Here is a 15,056-nt window from a genome sequence, read left to right on the forward strand (position 1 = left end):
AAAAGTTTTTATTTCACCAAAAATCCTTGAGAAATCTTTTTAACTCCAACTTTTTGTCAAAAAATCTCAAAAACAATCAAAAACCCCAAAACATCAAAATAATATGGCTCCAGAACAAAAAACTCGTCTAACTGGCTTTTCAAAATTCATCATCACCCTACTCATTGTAGGTGGCATTGGTGGAGGTTTGTATTATTTGGCAAACAATACCGAACTGGGTAAGGAATTGGCAGACAGCAAAAAAGAACAAGAAAAAAAAGAAGACATCAAAACAGAGACAGATAAAACCTCCACTTCAAATGGTGATGTTATCAAAGTACAAGCCTTCACTTGGGGTGGTTATGCGGGAGGTGAATACTTCAATGAAGGATTCAAACATTCCGCCAAATCACGTTTCACCAAAGACTACGGCTTAGACGTGGACTTTGTATTGATTGACGACTTTGATGCTTCTCGAAGCGCGTGGAAAGCCGATGAAGTACACCTGTTGGGAACAACTGCAGATGCACTTTCGACCGAAATGGAAGGATTGAAGGAATACGATCCACAAATTTTATTTCAAGTGGATTGGTCGAGAGGAGGAGACGCCATTGTGGCTCGTCGAGGAATCAACAGCATCAACGACCTAAAAGGCAAAACCGTAGCCGTTACCCCTTCAACACCTTCCCAAACTTTCTTGATTTGGATGTTGGAAGCAGCGGGGATGACACTCGATGACATCAAAGTGAAAGAAGTCCCCTCTGCCATTGACGCAGCGACTGCCTTCAAAAGCGAACGATTGGATGCGGCAGTGGTTTGGAGTCCTGACGACGAAATCATTGTGAGGGAAGTGCCAGGAGCAACTGTGCTCCAAAGCACGCGAGATGCCTCTCACATTGTAGCGGATGTATATATCGCCAAAAAATCGTGGGTTGATGCCAACCGAGACAAGGTCAACAAACTCTATGAGGGTTTTATGATTGGGGCAGCGGAAATCAATGCCTCAGAAGCAGCTAAGAAAAAAGCAGCAAAAATCATGGCAGATGGTACAGGTATTTCGGAACAAGATGCGCTTGGAGGAATCAACAATGTACGCCTAACTACTCATGGTGACAACCTCAATTTTTTTGGTAGAAATCCTGACTACAAAGGTGTAACAGGTGAAAAACTCTACACCAAAATGGGACAGACCTACGAAAAATTGGGATTTGCCAAAAAAGGATGGCCCAATTGGAGAACAATCGCCTATCCTGGAGCTATCAGCAGTGCCAATTTGACTGGAGATACACACCTCTCAGAAGAAGGCAAAACCTTCAAAGCTCCTACTGAAAAAGAAAAAACTGCTCCTGCAATCGCTTCAAAACCCATCAGTATCAGCTTTCCAACGGGTAAATACGATTTGGGTGAAAATGCCAAAACCATCATTGACCTTCAATTTAGTGATGTTGCCAAAGCTTTCTCCAATGCACGTATCCGCATCGAAGGAAACACCGACAATGTGGGGTCAGCGACAATGAACAAACAACTCTCCGAAAAACGTGCTCAATCTGTGGCTAAATATCTCGAAACGGCTTACAACATGGATGTTAACCGTTTCATCATCGTAGGAAATGGCCCTGACAAACCTGTGGCTGGTTGTGAGAAAAACGATACAGAAGCTTGTCGCTCCAAAAATAGAAGAACGGAGTTTCAACTTGTGGCAGAATAGTGGGGATTCATCAAAAATTTTAGTGGAATGAGACTTTGGACAAGGGAGCAGAGATGCGAGAAGTTGGACATTAATCAATTGATAGTGAGCAATTTACGAAAAAATAGCAAGAACAGATAAATAATTGATTATCAAATGCTCATATCTCGCTTCTCACTTCTTTCGTCCACAGTCCAAAAGTCTTAGTTTCCAACAATTCAGCCATATAGCCATTCAATCATGATTCCCTTCCAACAGTAAAACAATTCAACCATGAACCGCTTGTTCAACCTCCGAGGCACACTTGACGGACGCACACGTTTGATACTTGAAATCATCGGCATTTTGTTGTTGATACTCGTTTGGTATCTCATTACAATGGGAGAAGACCCTATCGTGCGTTCAGGAATTTTGCCGAGACCGTGGGCAGTGCTTACCTCTTACAGTGAGCTTTATTTTGACAACGATTTGTTCAAAAACCTTTGTCGCTCTTTAGGTTTGAACTTAGCAGGTTACACCGAGTCTCTTGCTATTGCTGTTCCTTTGGGTTTTTTGATTGGCTTGTTTCCTTTGTTTAGGGGTACACTTCAAAAACAAGTAGATGCCTTCCGATTTGTGCCATTGACAGCGGTGACGGGATTGTTCATTATTTGGTTTGGATTAGGCACTTCCATGAAAGTCCATTTCCTGGCATTTGGTATCTTGATTTACCTCCTCCCCGTTGTTGTTCAGCGCATTGATGATGTAGAAGACGTTTACACCAAGACCGTCTATACTTTGGGTGCAACCAATTGGCAGACCATTAAATCCGTTTACATTCCTGCAACAATCTCCAAACTCTCCGATGATATTCGGGTATTGACTGCTATTTCGTGGACTTATATCATCATTGCCGAAAGTTTGGGCAACGAAGGAGGCATTGGCGCATTGATTTGGCGGGTTGGACAGCGGCAAGGGCGGGTCGACAAAGTATTTGCTTTGTTGGTCATCATTGTCATTATTGGTTTCCTGCAAGACAAATATTTTACCTACCTCGATCGTCAGTTTTTTCCCTATAAATACCAAACCAAAGATGGCTACAAAAAAGATGCTCCCGATGCCAGTGTTTCTACTGCAATATGGTCTTTTGCCTCCAATGTATTGGTATATGCAGGTTTAGGAATTTACATTTTACTTTTCATCAATCAATTCACTCAAACGCTCGTATTGGGCAATGAGGGTGAGCCTATCCTGAGTTATTTGTTTGGCGAAACAGTTAGGGTTATTCATTTTTATGTCTTTTTGGCATTGGTGTATAAAGGGTATTGGCTGTTGAAGAATAAGGGGGTGATTTAGACTTTTGTAGTTGTTGCTTACACACTAAAATTCAAAATCGCCTCCCCGTCAAAATCACAAATCCATTCTTCCTTAAAAAACTTCACGCCAAAGGTTTTATAGAACTCAATAGCGGGTATATTCCAGTTAGAAACCAACCAACGCACCTTTTTACAGTTCTCTTTTTGGGCGACTGCAAAAACTGCTTTCAACAAGTCTGAGCCAATTTTCTGCCCCCGATAGGCTTCCTTCACATAGAGGTCATCGAGGTAAATAGATTTGCCGACCCAAGTATGGTACACAAAGGAATAAACCGTCATCCCAACGATTTCTTTTGCTTCATTCTCTGCAATAAAACACCCAAAATATTGCTGTTCCGCTTTCATCAATTCCAGCGTATTCAGCATTTTTTCGGGCTTACCTTGAAATACCGCCAAACCTTTGATCAAATCCAGAACGGCGTTGAAGTCCTTTTCTATTGCAGGTCGGATATGGAAGTGTTGCATGTTTTTTTTATAGATATGAGTGATTGAAGTAAATTTGGTTCTGTGACAATTTTTGTGTAAGTAATAAAGACTTCGGAAGTTTCATTTTATAAGAGGTTAATTTTTAGCGAAATAGTTTTTTGATTTTGTAAGCGGCAAACTTCCGAAGTCTCAAATCACAGATTTTGTCAAAGACCCGTAAATTTTATTGACATTAAAAAAAAATGCCATTAACCAAACATATTTACCCCTTCTTTCGTTCTATTTCTTTAATACCACACAAAAAAAATACTGTTCACCATGTTCAAACAAGCCCATTGTTTCAATGCCTTAGTGGCATTTGTACTTTTTATCATGTCAGGTAGTTCGCTCAAAGCACAAGACCATACCTACACCATCACCTCCAATCCTTTTGACACCAAAGTATTGATTGCTCAAAATGAAAATGGCGCATGGTCGCTCGTTGAAAGTGATGCCACACTCCTAAAAGCCATTGAAGAGGAATACTACGATGGCACAAAACTCAATGGAGTGGAACTTTTAGAAAAAGATGGCAATTTTTACATTTTTGCAGAAGGATTGGTTTCCAACGGCAATGCAAAAATTGTGCGTTTGAGTTTAGAGAAAGATGCCGAAACCCAAACCCAATTGTATTTGACCACCAAATCCAAACTGGAATCTTGTTATGCCGTCAGGTGTGAAGACCAAGACTTTGCAGGTCGAACCTGTATCTGCAATGAACCCACCGAATTTGGGATGTCGAGCTACCAAGCCCAAGATGGTTTTTTCTTGACCAAAAAAGGCATCGGTGGATTGATTACCGCCAAACGCCTCAGCGAATCCAGCTCCAAAACAGTGACTCCTGGTAGTCTGGTTCCCATTCAAACCATTATCGGCAGTATAGATGGCAAGGTCTTGACCTTCGACCAAAATCGCCTCCACAAAGCCATTGAAGAAGAGTTGGTGACTCCTACAAAAATTACGGAGAGTTTCATTGTGTCGGGCAATGCAGGCAAATATTTTTTGTTGGCAAAAGGGAAGGATGGTTCTTACATTGACTATGCCCGCATCGAACTGTCTCTCAACGGCAAAGGTGAACTCTACATCACTCCTTCTTCTACTTTGGAGGTCTGTCGAACCAATTGTGGAGATGCGGGTAGCTTTACTATGGGCGGCGAATGTGAATGTCTGACCACGAATGACGAGGAAAAAGACTTTCGCTTCACTTCCAAATCCAATTTTGTGAATACTTCGGCGGGAATTGGCTCTTTGTTTGCGGAGCAAGAGTAAAAACTTGCAATTAGGTTTTGGAAGTTTCCTTTTCAGAGAATGCTGATTTTCAAGTATTCCATATCTTTGAGAACAAACTTCCAAAGTCTCGTTCTTAATACACTTTCACGAAAATTATCTGACAAGACAACTACAAGGGCGTAGCCCTGACCCTATTTGTAGGGAAACAGATAGAATTAAAGATATTAGGAGCGTAGCTTTGGCACGACTAAATGACTGTTTATATGTGGTGTCGAGGCTATGCCCCTTGAAAAAATCTTAATGGTAGTTCTACAAAAAGAGCCGCAGCGATGCTGCTAAAATGTGAAACTACTTTTTCTAAAAAATAAAATACCATGCTCATTCGTATCGTCAAAATGGAATTTCAAGAAGCCTTGATTCCCGACTTCAAAACCTTGTTTGAAGAAGTCAGTCCCAAAATTCGGCAATTTGAAGGCTGCATACATTTGGAACTATGGCAAGACCAAAACAATCCTGCAATTGTCTTCACCCACAGTCATTGGCAAACGCCCGAAAACTTGGAAAACTACCGTCAGTCGGATTTTTTTGCGGATACTTGGTCCAAGACCAAAAAACTGTTTGGTGGAAAGCCAAAGGCATGGTCGGTGGATAGGATTGGGTAGAAACTACTTTTCCACAATCAATTTCCCACTCTCCAATCTCTCCCCTTCAATTTCCAAACTATACAAATACACCCCACTCACCCAGTCCCCCACCTCCAATGTTAATCCACCATTGACCATTAACAATTGATAATTAACCACTAATTTCCCTTGATAATCATACACCTTCAATATACCCTCTTGGTTCTTTGGCAATTGATACACCACCTCCACCTGTTCCGAAGCAGGATTGGGAAACAAGGAAAGAGAAATGGAATTGGAAGAAACAGAGGGTTCTTCAATATCAGTAAAAACAACAGTACTGTCACAATCGGCAATCCAACAAGTATTCCCATCTGCATCTACCTTGACAATCCAACTCTGTTGAGGAGCAGGAGAAAACTTAAAACCTGCCATGATATAGCCACCATCGGGAGTAGCTTGCAAATCTTTGATATAAACATTGGCAGAAGTATCTATACTCATTGTTTTCTGCCAGTTTACTTGTCCATAGCGATTGAAGTCCATTAATACAGGCACTCGTGTATCTTTGATACTGCGATAGTTTGCAACAATTTTAAAACCACCATTTTTGATAATAGGCATGGTTTCAAAAAATGGATAAGGATAGTTCAACCCAGCAAAATCATCGTATCTATTTTCCCATAATACAATTCCTCTATCATCTAATTTCGCAATATATAAATCATCATCTGACTGTATAGGTTCATCTTCTCCAATCAATAAATATTCCATTTTGCCTGTTTGTTCATATTGGTTTTTGGATGTCAATAGTTTAATGTAAGAATATCCCTCATCTTCCTCACCGCCATAAGTTCTACGCCATTCTTCATTGCCCAATGAGTCTGTTTTAAGCACAAACATATCGAATTCTGTACCTAATTGATAACCTGCCCCACTAATTATAAAACCACTATCATGTACTTGTTCAATACTAGTAATTCCCGTATGTCCGTCAAGATAATATGTTTTTTCCCATTCGATATTTGCCAAACTATCTGTTTTTAAAAAATAGCCCACTCCGGGTTCCTGCATAGAAGTTCGTTGAATACCAACAACAGCAAATCCTTTATCCTCTGTTTGAATAATTTCATATACACCATTGATAAAATTATTTTTATGTATCTTATGCCAAAGAATATTTCCTTCTGAATTAATTTTCATAAAATGAATGTCTGAAAGGCTATCGGCATGCTCGGGAAAAGCAATACATAATAAAATATTTCTATCATTTGTTACAATACTGTACGAACCTGAAAATAGCCCTCCTATACCATTGTTTTCAAGAATGAGCTTTTTGAGAAACAGATGATTTCCCTCTCTATCTATTTTTCTAACATATAAAAGTACATTTTCGTTGATACTCGCATAACTTCCAAATATCAAATAGCCATCATCTACTTGTTCCAATGCTCGTGAATGAATATTCAGAGTATCTCCCCAATAAGTTTTATTAAAATAAATAAATTCTTGTGCTACTAATGATAAACTACTAATGAAAAAAATAATGCAAAATATGTATTGTTTTTTGTAAAAATACATGATGGGTTTATATTTAAAATGCCGAAAATGGCTTTAACCATTTCCGGCATTAGATTAGAAGTTATTGAATAATCACTAGTTTTTGAACGATATTGTTATTCTCAATTCGGCAATAATAAATACCAACAGAGAGATTTTGAATATTTACTATATTTTCATTTTTAGACAATTGTTTAGAAATTACTTTTTCCCCATTTAAAGTATAAATATGGAAAAGTACCTTGTCTATTCCCTCCCAATTTACAGAAATACTTGTATTGCTTGGATTTGGATAAATACCAAAGCTCTGTTGTTCAGCAAATTCATCCAAATTTCTTTTGCTACCGTTATGCACCTCTAATAGAGGCATGGATTTACGCTGATAAATATCACCTCTCAATACTGCTAAGTGTGCCTGTGCCAAAGCCGCATTGGAAGAAACGAAATTAGTTGCAATGTTCTCTACTTGATGTACCTGTCCATTCCAAACCGCTTCATACAATTGATGAAATTCCAAGTTTTCAGCTGTATTTTGGGGAATTCTCGCCAATATTTGCTGTGCCATAGCTGTATTACCTTGTGCCGTATAAGTGCCTACCAATAATTTATCTGTCCAAATCATATCGCTTATTTTACATCCACTTCAACCGTTGCCAAAGTTTACAACTGTTGGCAAGGTCTTGCTACAAGAACGGAAACTTTGGCAACAATTTCCAATTTTGCCAACAGTTGAAGTGGTTATTCTACTACCAATTTCCCACTCTCCAATCTCTCTCCTTCCACCTCCAAACTATACAAATATACCCCTGCTGTAAAACCCTCCAAATCCAATATCAAACTCGAATATCCATTATCCAATACCCTATTATCTATCAATCTCCCTTGGTAATCATACACCTTCAAGATGCCACTTTGATTATTCGGCAATTGATATACCACCTCCACCTGTTCGGAAGCGGGGTTGGGAAATAAGGAAAGAGAAAAAGAGCTTGGAGAAATAGAAGGTTCTTCTATGTTGGTAATCAAAACGGTACTGTCACAATCGGCAACCCAACAAGTATTCCCATCTGCGTCCACCTTGACAATCCAACTCTGTTGAGGAGCAGGAGAAGATTTAAAACCTGCCATGATGTAGCCACCATCGGGAGTAGCTTGTAAATCTCTAACATGAACTTTTGATTCAATATCCATACTCATTACTTTCTGCCAATTGACATTTCCATTGCTATCAAAATCCATCAATACGGGTATTCTAACAATCACACCCTGTTCATTTACACCGCGATAATTAGCCATAATTTTAAAACCCTTATCAGATTCTAAAACAGGCATGGTCTGAAAATAAGGATAAGGATGTTTTATATCATCAAAATCATCGTATCTTTTTTCCCAAATAACCGTTCCTCTATCATCCAACTTTGCAATATACAAATCATCATCTGACTGTATAGGTTTATCTTCTCCAATCAATAAATATTCCATTTTACCTGCCTGCTCATATTCGCTTTTGGAAGTCAATAGTTTGACATAAGAATACCCCTCCTGTTCTTCTCCTCCATAGGTATTCCGCCATTCTTCATTGCCCAATGAGTCCGTTTTAATGACAAACATATCATAATCCATTCCTGTCGTCTCGCCTGTACCGCTAAAAATAAAACCATTATCGTGGGTTTGCTCTATACTCAATCCAAGCGTATGTCCATCCAATTGATAGGTTTGTTTCCATATTGTATTTCCCAAATTATCGGTTCTCAAAACATAACAGAATCCATCTTCTGACGATGAAGTGCCTTCTGTTCCAATAATAACAAAACCATTGTCATGTGTTTCTATGAGGTGGTTAACGGTATTGATTATACCATTGTGGTAAACTTGTTTCCATACTATATTTCCTTCTGTATCCAGCTTCAATAAATGAATAGAGAAATCATCTGTATTCAAGGAATTTTGTTTATAAAAAGTTAGTACAAGATGATTGTCTTTGCTAATCAATGCCTCTTGTCCATTTTCTATTACTGCTGCATTCTCTCCACTGTCTATAGACTTTAGCCAAATAGACTTACCTAATGAATCTATTTTTCTTAAATATAGGATATGAGACTGATTAATACTTGTATAGCCTCCCAATACAAAATAATCTCCATTAGGCAAAGGCTTACAAACCATAGATAAAATATTCATCGTGTCAGCACCATAGACTTTATTGAAGTAGCTAAAATCTTGGTTTTGGCTATATCCTATTTGAAAAGCAAGTAGCCATAGAAATAAAATAAATCGCATATCCTCCATATTTTAATATTCCAAAAAAATCTGCCACTACAATTCTATTGAGAACCATAGTGGCAGAAAATAACATCATCGTATAATTACCAATTTTTCTACTTCCTCTATATCCTGCATTCGGCAGTAATAAATGCCTGCTTGAAGGTCTTCTATATCCACACTGTTCTCATTTTGAGTGATAGGTTTAGAAAAGATTAACTGACCATTCATATCATAAATGTGGAATAAAGCATTTCCTGTTCCTTTCCAATTTACATGAATAAGAGTGTTTCCAGGATTTGGATAAATAGTAAAACCTTGTTGGCTTTCAAGTATGTTTGAGTTTCGTTTACTACTATTATGATTTTCCTCCAAAGGAGTGGATTTCCTTGAATAAATATCTCCCCTCAATACTACCAAATGTGCTTGTGCCAAAGCCGCATTGGAGGAAACTATGTTATTTGAAATACTCTCTACTTGATGTATCTGTCCACCCCAAACAGCTTCGTATAGTTGATGAAATTCCACATTTTCAGCCGTACTTTGTGGAATACGATTCAGATAGAAACGAGCAGTTTGTTCATCGTCGTTTGCAGCATAGGTGTTGACCAGTAGTTTATTGCTCCATATTTCATTGAGACAAGCCAAATCCATCAAAACCTCATTGACTTGATGGATCGCCAATAAATATTGAATATCCTTGGTTGTCAATTCACATTGACCCGTAGGGCGAGGCGGATGTGGAGGATTAGGAGGATAGATAGGAGTCGTATAAACAATTCCATCGTCATTAGGAGGAGCAATAAATACTTCATCACATATAGTTTTATTTAGAGGACTTCCGCCAGTACATTCATCCAAATCCGCATCATCTACACCGTCATCAGCACCATCTATTTCGGTGGGTTTAGATTCTATTCCACCATAATTCAATTCAACTGTATGGGCTGCCAAATTATAGATATGCCTTCTGTTTTGAAAGTTGTTGGTAGTATGCCAATCTTGCCAAAACATATCAAACACCCCATTAAGTCCATTACAATCTCCTTGAGCATTTATAATGGTATTTGCTCCCATTGCCGTTCCACTCTCCGATTCTTTAGGCAAATACCAATCATTCAAAGGCACTTCCCCTGTATCACCGTCCTCTAAATATTTATTGCAAAAAAGTTGAATACCTTGGCTATTTCCTTCAAATTGTGTGCCTGCCCCAATCGCTCCCTCAAAACGGTTTTCTTCTATATGACTATCTAATTCTCCATCTTTAAAACAATCTTGAAAAACAATCCCTTTGACTTGATTGATAGAAGGATTGGAACTGAGCATATCATCTTTGGAAACCAAACGGTTGCCTTCCATTTTAAGGGCAAAAGACTGTTTGATGAAAATGCCATGTGCGGGATAGTTTTCAGTAGCTACTGTGGGCAGTTCGATGTAATTTGCACTGACTATAGCAGTAGGAGTGGTATTAAGGGTAATCGCATGGTGATTGTTGTAGAATTGATTGTTTATTACATTTGTGACATTCATCAAAGAAGCCGTGCTGTAAATATCTATGCCCTTATCAAGATTGGTAAACTCATTCGGTTCAAATGAGTTGTTTTCTTCACTACCAATCGTAATATTGGTTTGAATTGCCACAATCCCAATTCCCCTTGCTACTCCGTTCAAATCACTGTCGTCATCTGTACTAAAGTCATTCCCATAAATATGCAAACCTCCATCTACCTGTCCGTCTATATTTCTACTCGCCCTATTCAGGATAATGTGCTTGTATTCCCCTGCCCAAGCATTAACCGAAGCATTGGGAAAAGGGGCATCATTTATGAAATCAGTATCTGTTATTAAGCTCCTCTGAACTGCATCGTGTTGTTCGATTTGAATTCCTACTTTGTTGTTAACAAATTGGTTGCGTTTTGCAAGTGGAGAGTTTCCCTTCTCTATATGAACGAAGCCCCCCCCTATGTCCGAAATAGCTCCAGATATTGGATCTACCACCACATCTGTCACCGCATAAGCATGAATGCCAATCATGGCATCTCGAATAATGCTCTGATTATTTACGATAACAATGCCATGGTCAGGGTGTAATTGACTCGAATTGGGATTGCTATACCAAGTTTCATGTGGTTCACTTCGCTTTCCTTTTACCTGAATCCCCTTCCAATTCATTCCCGAACACTCATGAGCTTGTAGAGTAGCTTTGTTTAAGCGAAGTCTTCCTCCTTCCTTGACCGATATACCCGAATATTCATCTAAAAAGGTGATGGTTTTGTTGGAGATATTGAGTTCTACTCCTTCTGGAACAACCAAAGTACCTAAAATCTGGTCAGGACCAGTATTGACATTCCATGTAAAAGAGGTCATGGTAGTAGTAGTTGAAGCCCCTTCAAAGGTATCGTTCCAAGTGTCGGTATCTGTTTCTGCTTGTACAAAATCAACTTCTGGCATTAAGTCATTCATTGTTATTGTGGTAGGAGTGCTTAAAGGGCTTACGCAACCGTGGGAAGTAGTGACTTGTGCAGTATAAGTTCCTGGCGTTTTCACGGTTAAACTTTGTCCCTGTCCAACAACTTCTCCATCTAAAAACCAAGTTCCTCTGTCAAAAATAGAAATCGAGACAAGCTCAAGTTTTTTTCCACATTCACCAATCAAATCTTCCGAAGTAAAAGAGGGCTGAGCAGGAACAGGACGAATGGTAACTGGGAGAGGATCAGACATGACAGTACAGTTCTGATTTCCTTGACTGGTTACACGAACCCTATAGTTTGCTGTATTTTCTACGGTGATACTTTTCTCACCTGTGTTTATGCTTGATGGAAACCACTGATAGGTCACATCTTCAGAACTACTGTTAGCGGTTAAGGTTGCCCTACCGCAGTAAGGCTCATCCCCCTCTATATCAATCGTTACAGTTAAATCAGTTAGGTTTACATTAAAAGTGTGGCTGAATTCCGAACCACAATAACTTTCTTTTCCTGTAATTTTGTATTCTCCAGGTTTTGTAACAGAATAATCTTTTAAGCCTTCTTCATCTACATGGACTGGTGTACCTTGATTAGGAGGATAAATGGTATATTCTTGTGCTCCTGTGAAGTAATCATTAATATCAATGCCAAAATTGTCTTCCGAGCAGATATTCAAGGAGTTAGGAACTGTAGTATTATGTTCAATAATTTCTCCCAATATAGTGATTTCATCCGATACAGTACAAAGTCCATCGCTGCTACTATTTAACTCAGAAAAATCCACTCGATATCTTCCAGGTTCTGTGATACTTATACTAAGTATATCTTTTCCTATTTCTTTATCTTCGATAACATCATACCAAGTTAAGTCTCTCAACTCCTCAAAATCACCATTTAAGCTAAGAACCAAAGGACTGCTATCAAAGTCACAATAAAAATATTCCGAGCCTTGTATAAAAGTAGCAGCATTACTCGCATCTATAGTTGCTTGCCACAAATGAGTTATGTTAATTTCATCCGTATTGCTACAGTTTCCCTCAGTGACTGTAACAGTATAAACACCTATAGATTGAGGAGCTATTTTTTGGGTTGTTTCTCCCGTTGACCACTGATAAGACAAACCATTTCCTTCACCAGCATTCAATTCTTTACCCAAACAAAATGTTGCCTCTCCATTTTCGTCTCCTCTTAAATCTACAAAAGGAGTAAAAAACACATCAACGGAAACCATTGCATCACAATAAGCATTGCCTTCATTGTCTTCACTTCCCAACTCTACTATATAAGTTCCTTCTTCATTTACAGTAATTACTTGGGTAGTTTCTCCTGTTGACCAACTATAAGAAGCATAACCCGCACTTGCAGTTAAAGTTGTGCTTTCACCATGACAAATCCCTAAGTCGCCTGTGATTTCAACATTATTTTCAGTTTCACCATTGTAAGGTTCTCCCACATTCACAGCATACCATGCATTGGTTACTTGTCTAACGGCATTTAGGTATTCTTCTTCTGTAGTAAAATATCCAGCGTCCTCCATATTCTCTAATACTGATAAAGAACCTTGTCTCACATTATCAAAATTGAGTTCCATTTGCCCTTGTTCAAAATAGTAGTTATTAAAAACTATATCCGTGGCTAATTCAAAACCAATAGGACAAATGTTATAACTTCCACCAATAGGCATCCCTCCAGATATTGGTGTCGAATTGTCAATTCTCAATCCTTTGCCTCCTTCTGAGAGTAAATAAAACCAATGAGAATGTACTCCTCCTATAGCATAATAGTTAATAGTATAATAATTGTAATTTGATAACTGTGTGTTTACAGAACCATCGTTATTATAAACCAATGATTGATACTTGCTAAAGTCTCTACCTGCTGTGGCCACATGATAATCAGGCAGTGTAGTTTCTCCAAAAGAAGTTCTCACAGTATAATCTGTCATTACCCCTAAAATATCGCAAAAAGACTCTTCTATGCCTAAACTTACACTTGGAACTCCATGAGATAAAGGATTCATTTTATTCCTTGCGATAAAATGAGTAAATTCATGAACTATAGGATCTATATTTTGAACTCCACTTTCATTCACACCTATGCTTGTCTGTGAAGCAATATTACTTCCTCTTACTCTCGCAATCAAATTTCTATCGTCATGGTCTAAAAACATAGCTCCCAAATTCTTAAAGTAGTCATAGGCTCTCTCAACTGCAAAATGCATACTAAAAGCATCTTTTACAATATCATTATTTGAGGGAGGGTTATTTTCATCAATATAGAATACAAAAGAATCATCAACGGGTAATCCTGTGGGGTCAAAGGAATTACTTAGCCTTGTCTCTATTTGTGACTGTTTGGTCTCACTTTGATATAACTCTCTACACAGATCTTTCAGTTTGAAAACTCCATCTTCTTCTGTCGTTTTTATACAAACATCAAAGTCAAAAAACCAATTATTGACATCTTGATTAACGCTTGCTGTACAGTTAGAAAGTTCTTCAGTCTCTACACAAAGACCATTGTACAAGGAAACAGTCTTTTCAATATTTCCATTTTGTGCATTTACATAAATCGCTTGCCCCCCAAAAGGAACACTTGTATAAACATCTACTTTATAAGCCAAAATATTATCTTCTCCTGATTGAATAATAAGAAGTTCCGCTGTTGGATAAGTATAAGACTCATCCACTTCCCAAGCATACACTTCTGCATCTATGTATTCAATAGCAGTTACCACCGCTTTAGCATTGTTTAGATTTGGAATTGGATTTGCGTTTATACCTTTTACAATTCTACCATTGCCCTTCCATACAGTATTGTTTTGCAGATTGGATTGTATTCTAAAATGTCCGCTTTCCACAGGAATTTCTTGATAGGTTTGTTGGTAGTAATTGTGGGTAAAGCCATATTTATCTGCAACACTACTTAGCAGCACCATTTCGTCCTTACTTCCCAAACTAAAGTTACTTTTGTAGTCTTCAAAAATTGTGGTATCAGTTGTATTCAGATTCTCTTTGAATACCAGCCATCCAGGGGTAGGTTCGCTTTCTGCAATCACTTCAAGATTGGCATCCATCATAGCAGAACTTTGAGCCAAAATAGAAAAATTCATTCCCATTAAAACAAATAATAAGGGAATAATTTGAAGAAATTTACTTCGCTCTAAATTACCAAACTTCAAACATATCATGGGGGGGGCAATACATAAACCTCTCTCAAAAAAGAAAATACACAAAAACGCTTCATAAAAAACAAAATTTAAAGGATTGAAAAAAGCATTTTTTTCCAATGGGCTTAGTGGGAAAGTTTTGAATGACTTATTTTAAGCATCTATCCAAACACGTTGTATAGACTTTTTCAAAACAAGCATTTGTTCATGAGTTACTAAGTTAAGACATAAAAAACAAATTTTCAAATAAATTAGAGT

Annotated in this window: 9 protein-coding genes; 4 read left to right on the plus strand and 5 right to left on the minus strand. The window is 38.1% G+C overall.

All coding sequences use genetic code 11. The features are described from left to right. Positions 1-103: 103 nt before the first annotated feature. Together R3E32_12230 and R3E32_12235 are read left to right on the plus strand one after the other, a co-directional pair. The gene (locus R3E32_12230) at positions 104-1,687 is read left to right on the plus strand and encodes a phosphate ABC transporter substrate-binding/OmpA family protein (GenBank protein MEZ4885490.1); all 1,584 of its coding nucleotides are present in this window, start codon (positions 104-106) and stop codon (positions 1,685-1,687) included. A 252-nt stretch (positions 1,688-1,939) separates the two neighbouring features. After that, positions 1,940-3,001 carry an ABC transporter permease subunit gene (locus R3E32_12235; GenBank protein ID MEZ4885491.1) on the plus strand — a complete coding sequence of 354 codons (1,062 nt, stop codon included), beginning with the start codon at positions 1,940-1,942 and terminating at the stop codon, positions 2,999-3,001. A 17-nt stretch (positions 3,002-3,018) separates the two neighbouring features. Here the strand turns inward: R3E32_12235 and R3E32_12240 are convergent, their stop codons facing one another. Continuing rightward, entirely contained in the window at positions 3,019-3,486 is a 468-nt protein-coding gene (locus R3E32_12240; protein MEZ4885492.1) for a GNAT family N-acetyltransferase, read from the minus strand. Positions 3,487-3,765: 279 nt separating this feature from the next. On the opposite strand from R3E32_12240, the gene R3E32_12245 reads away from it, so the two are divergent. Both R3E32_12245 and R3E32_12250 read left to right on the plus strand, forming a co-directional pair. Further along, a complete protein-coding gene (locus tag R3E32_12245; protein ID MEZ4885493.1) occupies positions 3,766-4,755 on the plus strand; it encodes a hypothetical protein in 990 nt (329 codons plus the stop codon). 335 nt (positions 4,756-5,090) lie between these two features. Further along, positions 5,091-5,378: an antibiotic biosynthesis monooxygenase family protein gene (locus tag R3E32_12250; GenBank protein ID MEZ4885494.1), complete on the plus strand. Its 288-nt coding sequence runs from the start codon at positions 5,091-5,093 to the stop codon at positions 5,376-5,378. Positions 5,379-5,381: 3 nt separating this feature from the next. On the opposite strand, the gene R3E32_12255 is transcribed toward R3E32_12250, so the two are convergent. The 4 genes from R3E32_12255 to R3E32_12270 all read right to left on the minus strand — a co-directional run bounded on the left by R3E32_12255 (position 5,382) and on the right by R3E32_12270 (position 14,741). Next, complete coding sequence (locus tag R3E32_12255; protein MEZ4885495.1) at positions 5,382-6,920, minus strand: T9SS type A sorting domain-containing protein; 1,539 nt, start codon at positions 6,918-6,920, stop codon at positions 5,382-5,384. Positions 6,921-6,981: 61 nt separating this feature from the next. Then, positions 6,982-7,521, minus strand: a complete 540-nt coding sequence (locus R3E32_12260) for a T9SS type A sorting domain-containing protein (GenBank protein MEZ4885496.1) — start codon at positions 7,519-7,521, stop codon at positions 6,982-6,984. 116 nt (positions 7,522-7,637) lie between these two features. Next, complete coding sequence (locus R3E32_12265; GenBank protein ID MEZ4885497.1) at positions 7,638-9,179, minus strand: T9SS type A sorting domain-containing protein; 1,542 nt, start codon at positions 9,177-9,179, stop codon at positions 7,638-7,640. A gap of 75 nt (positions 9,180-9,254) precedes the next feature. Beyond that, positions 9,255-14,741 carry a T9SS type A sorting domain-containing protein gene (locus tag R3E32_12270; protein ID MEZ4885498.1) on the minus strand — a complete coding sequence of 1,829 codons (5,487 nt, stop codon included), beginning with the start codon at positions 14,739-14,741 and terminating at the stop codon, positions 9,255-9,257. Between the last annotated feature and the right edge of the window lie 315 nt (positions 14,742-15,056).

Source organism: Chitinophagales bacterium, from assembly GCA_041392475.1.
Taxonomy (GTDB): Bacteria; Bacteroidota; Bacteroidia; order Chitinophagales; family UBA2359; genus JAUHXA01.

What these genes read in the sequence shown, in the direction of transcription:
- R3E32_12230 (MEZ4885490.1), top strand. Translation starts at nt 104, where the DNA reads ATGGCTCCAGAACAAAAAACTCGTCTAACTGGCTTTTCAAAATTCATC.
- R3E32_12235 (MEZ4885491.1), top strand. Translation starts at nt 1,940, where the DNA reads ATGAACCGCTTGTTCAACCTCCGAGGCACACTTGACGGACGCACACGT.
- R3E32_12240 (MEZ4885492.1), bottom strand. Translation starts at nt 3,486, where the DNA reads ATGCAACACTTCCATATCCGACCTGCAATAGAAAAGGACTTCAACGCC.
- R3E32_12245 (MEZ4885493.1), top strand. Translation starts at nt 3,766, where the DNA reads ATGTTCAAACAAGCCCATTGTTTCAATGCCTTAGTGGCATTTGTACTT.
- R3E32_12250 (MEZ4885494.1), top strand. Translation starts at nt 5,091, where the DNA reads ATGCTCATTCGTATCGTCAAAATGGAATTTCAAGAAGCCTTGATTCCC.
- R3E32_12255 (MEZ4885495.1), bottom strand. Translation starts at nt 6,920, where the DNA reads ATGTATTTTTACAAAAAACAATACATATTTTGCATTATTTTTTTCATT.
- R3E32_12260 (MEZ4885496.1), bottom strand. Translation starts at nt 7,521, where the DNA reads ATGATTTGGACAGATAAATTATTGGTAGGCACTTATACGGCACAAGGT.
- R3E32_12265 (MEZ4885497.1), bottom strand. Translation starts at nt 9,179, where the DNA reads ATGCGATTTATTTTATTTCTATGGCTACTTGCTTTTCAAATAGGATAT.
- R3E32_12270 (MEZ4885498.1), bottom strand. Translation starts at nt 14,741, where the DNA reads ATGAATTTTTCTATTTTGGCTCAAAGTTCTGCTATGATGGATGCCAAT.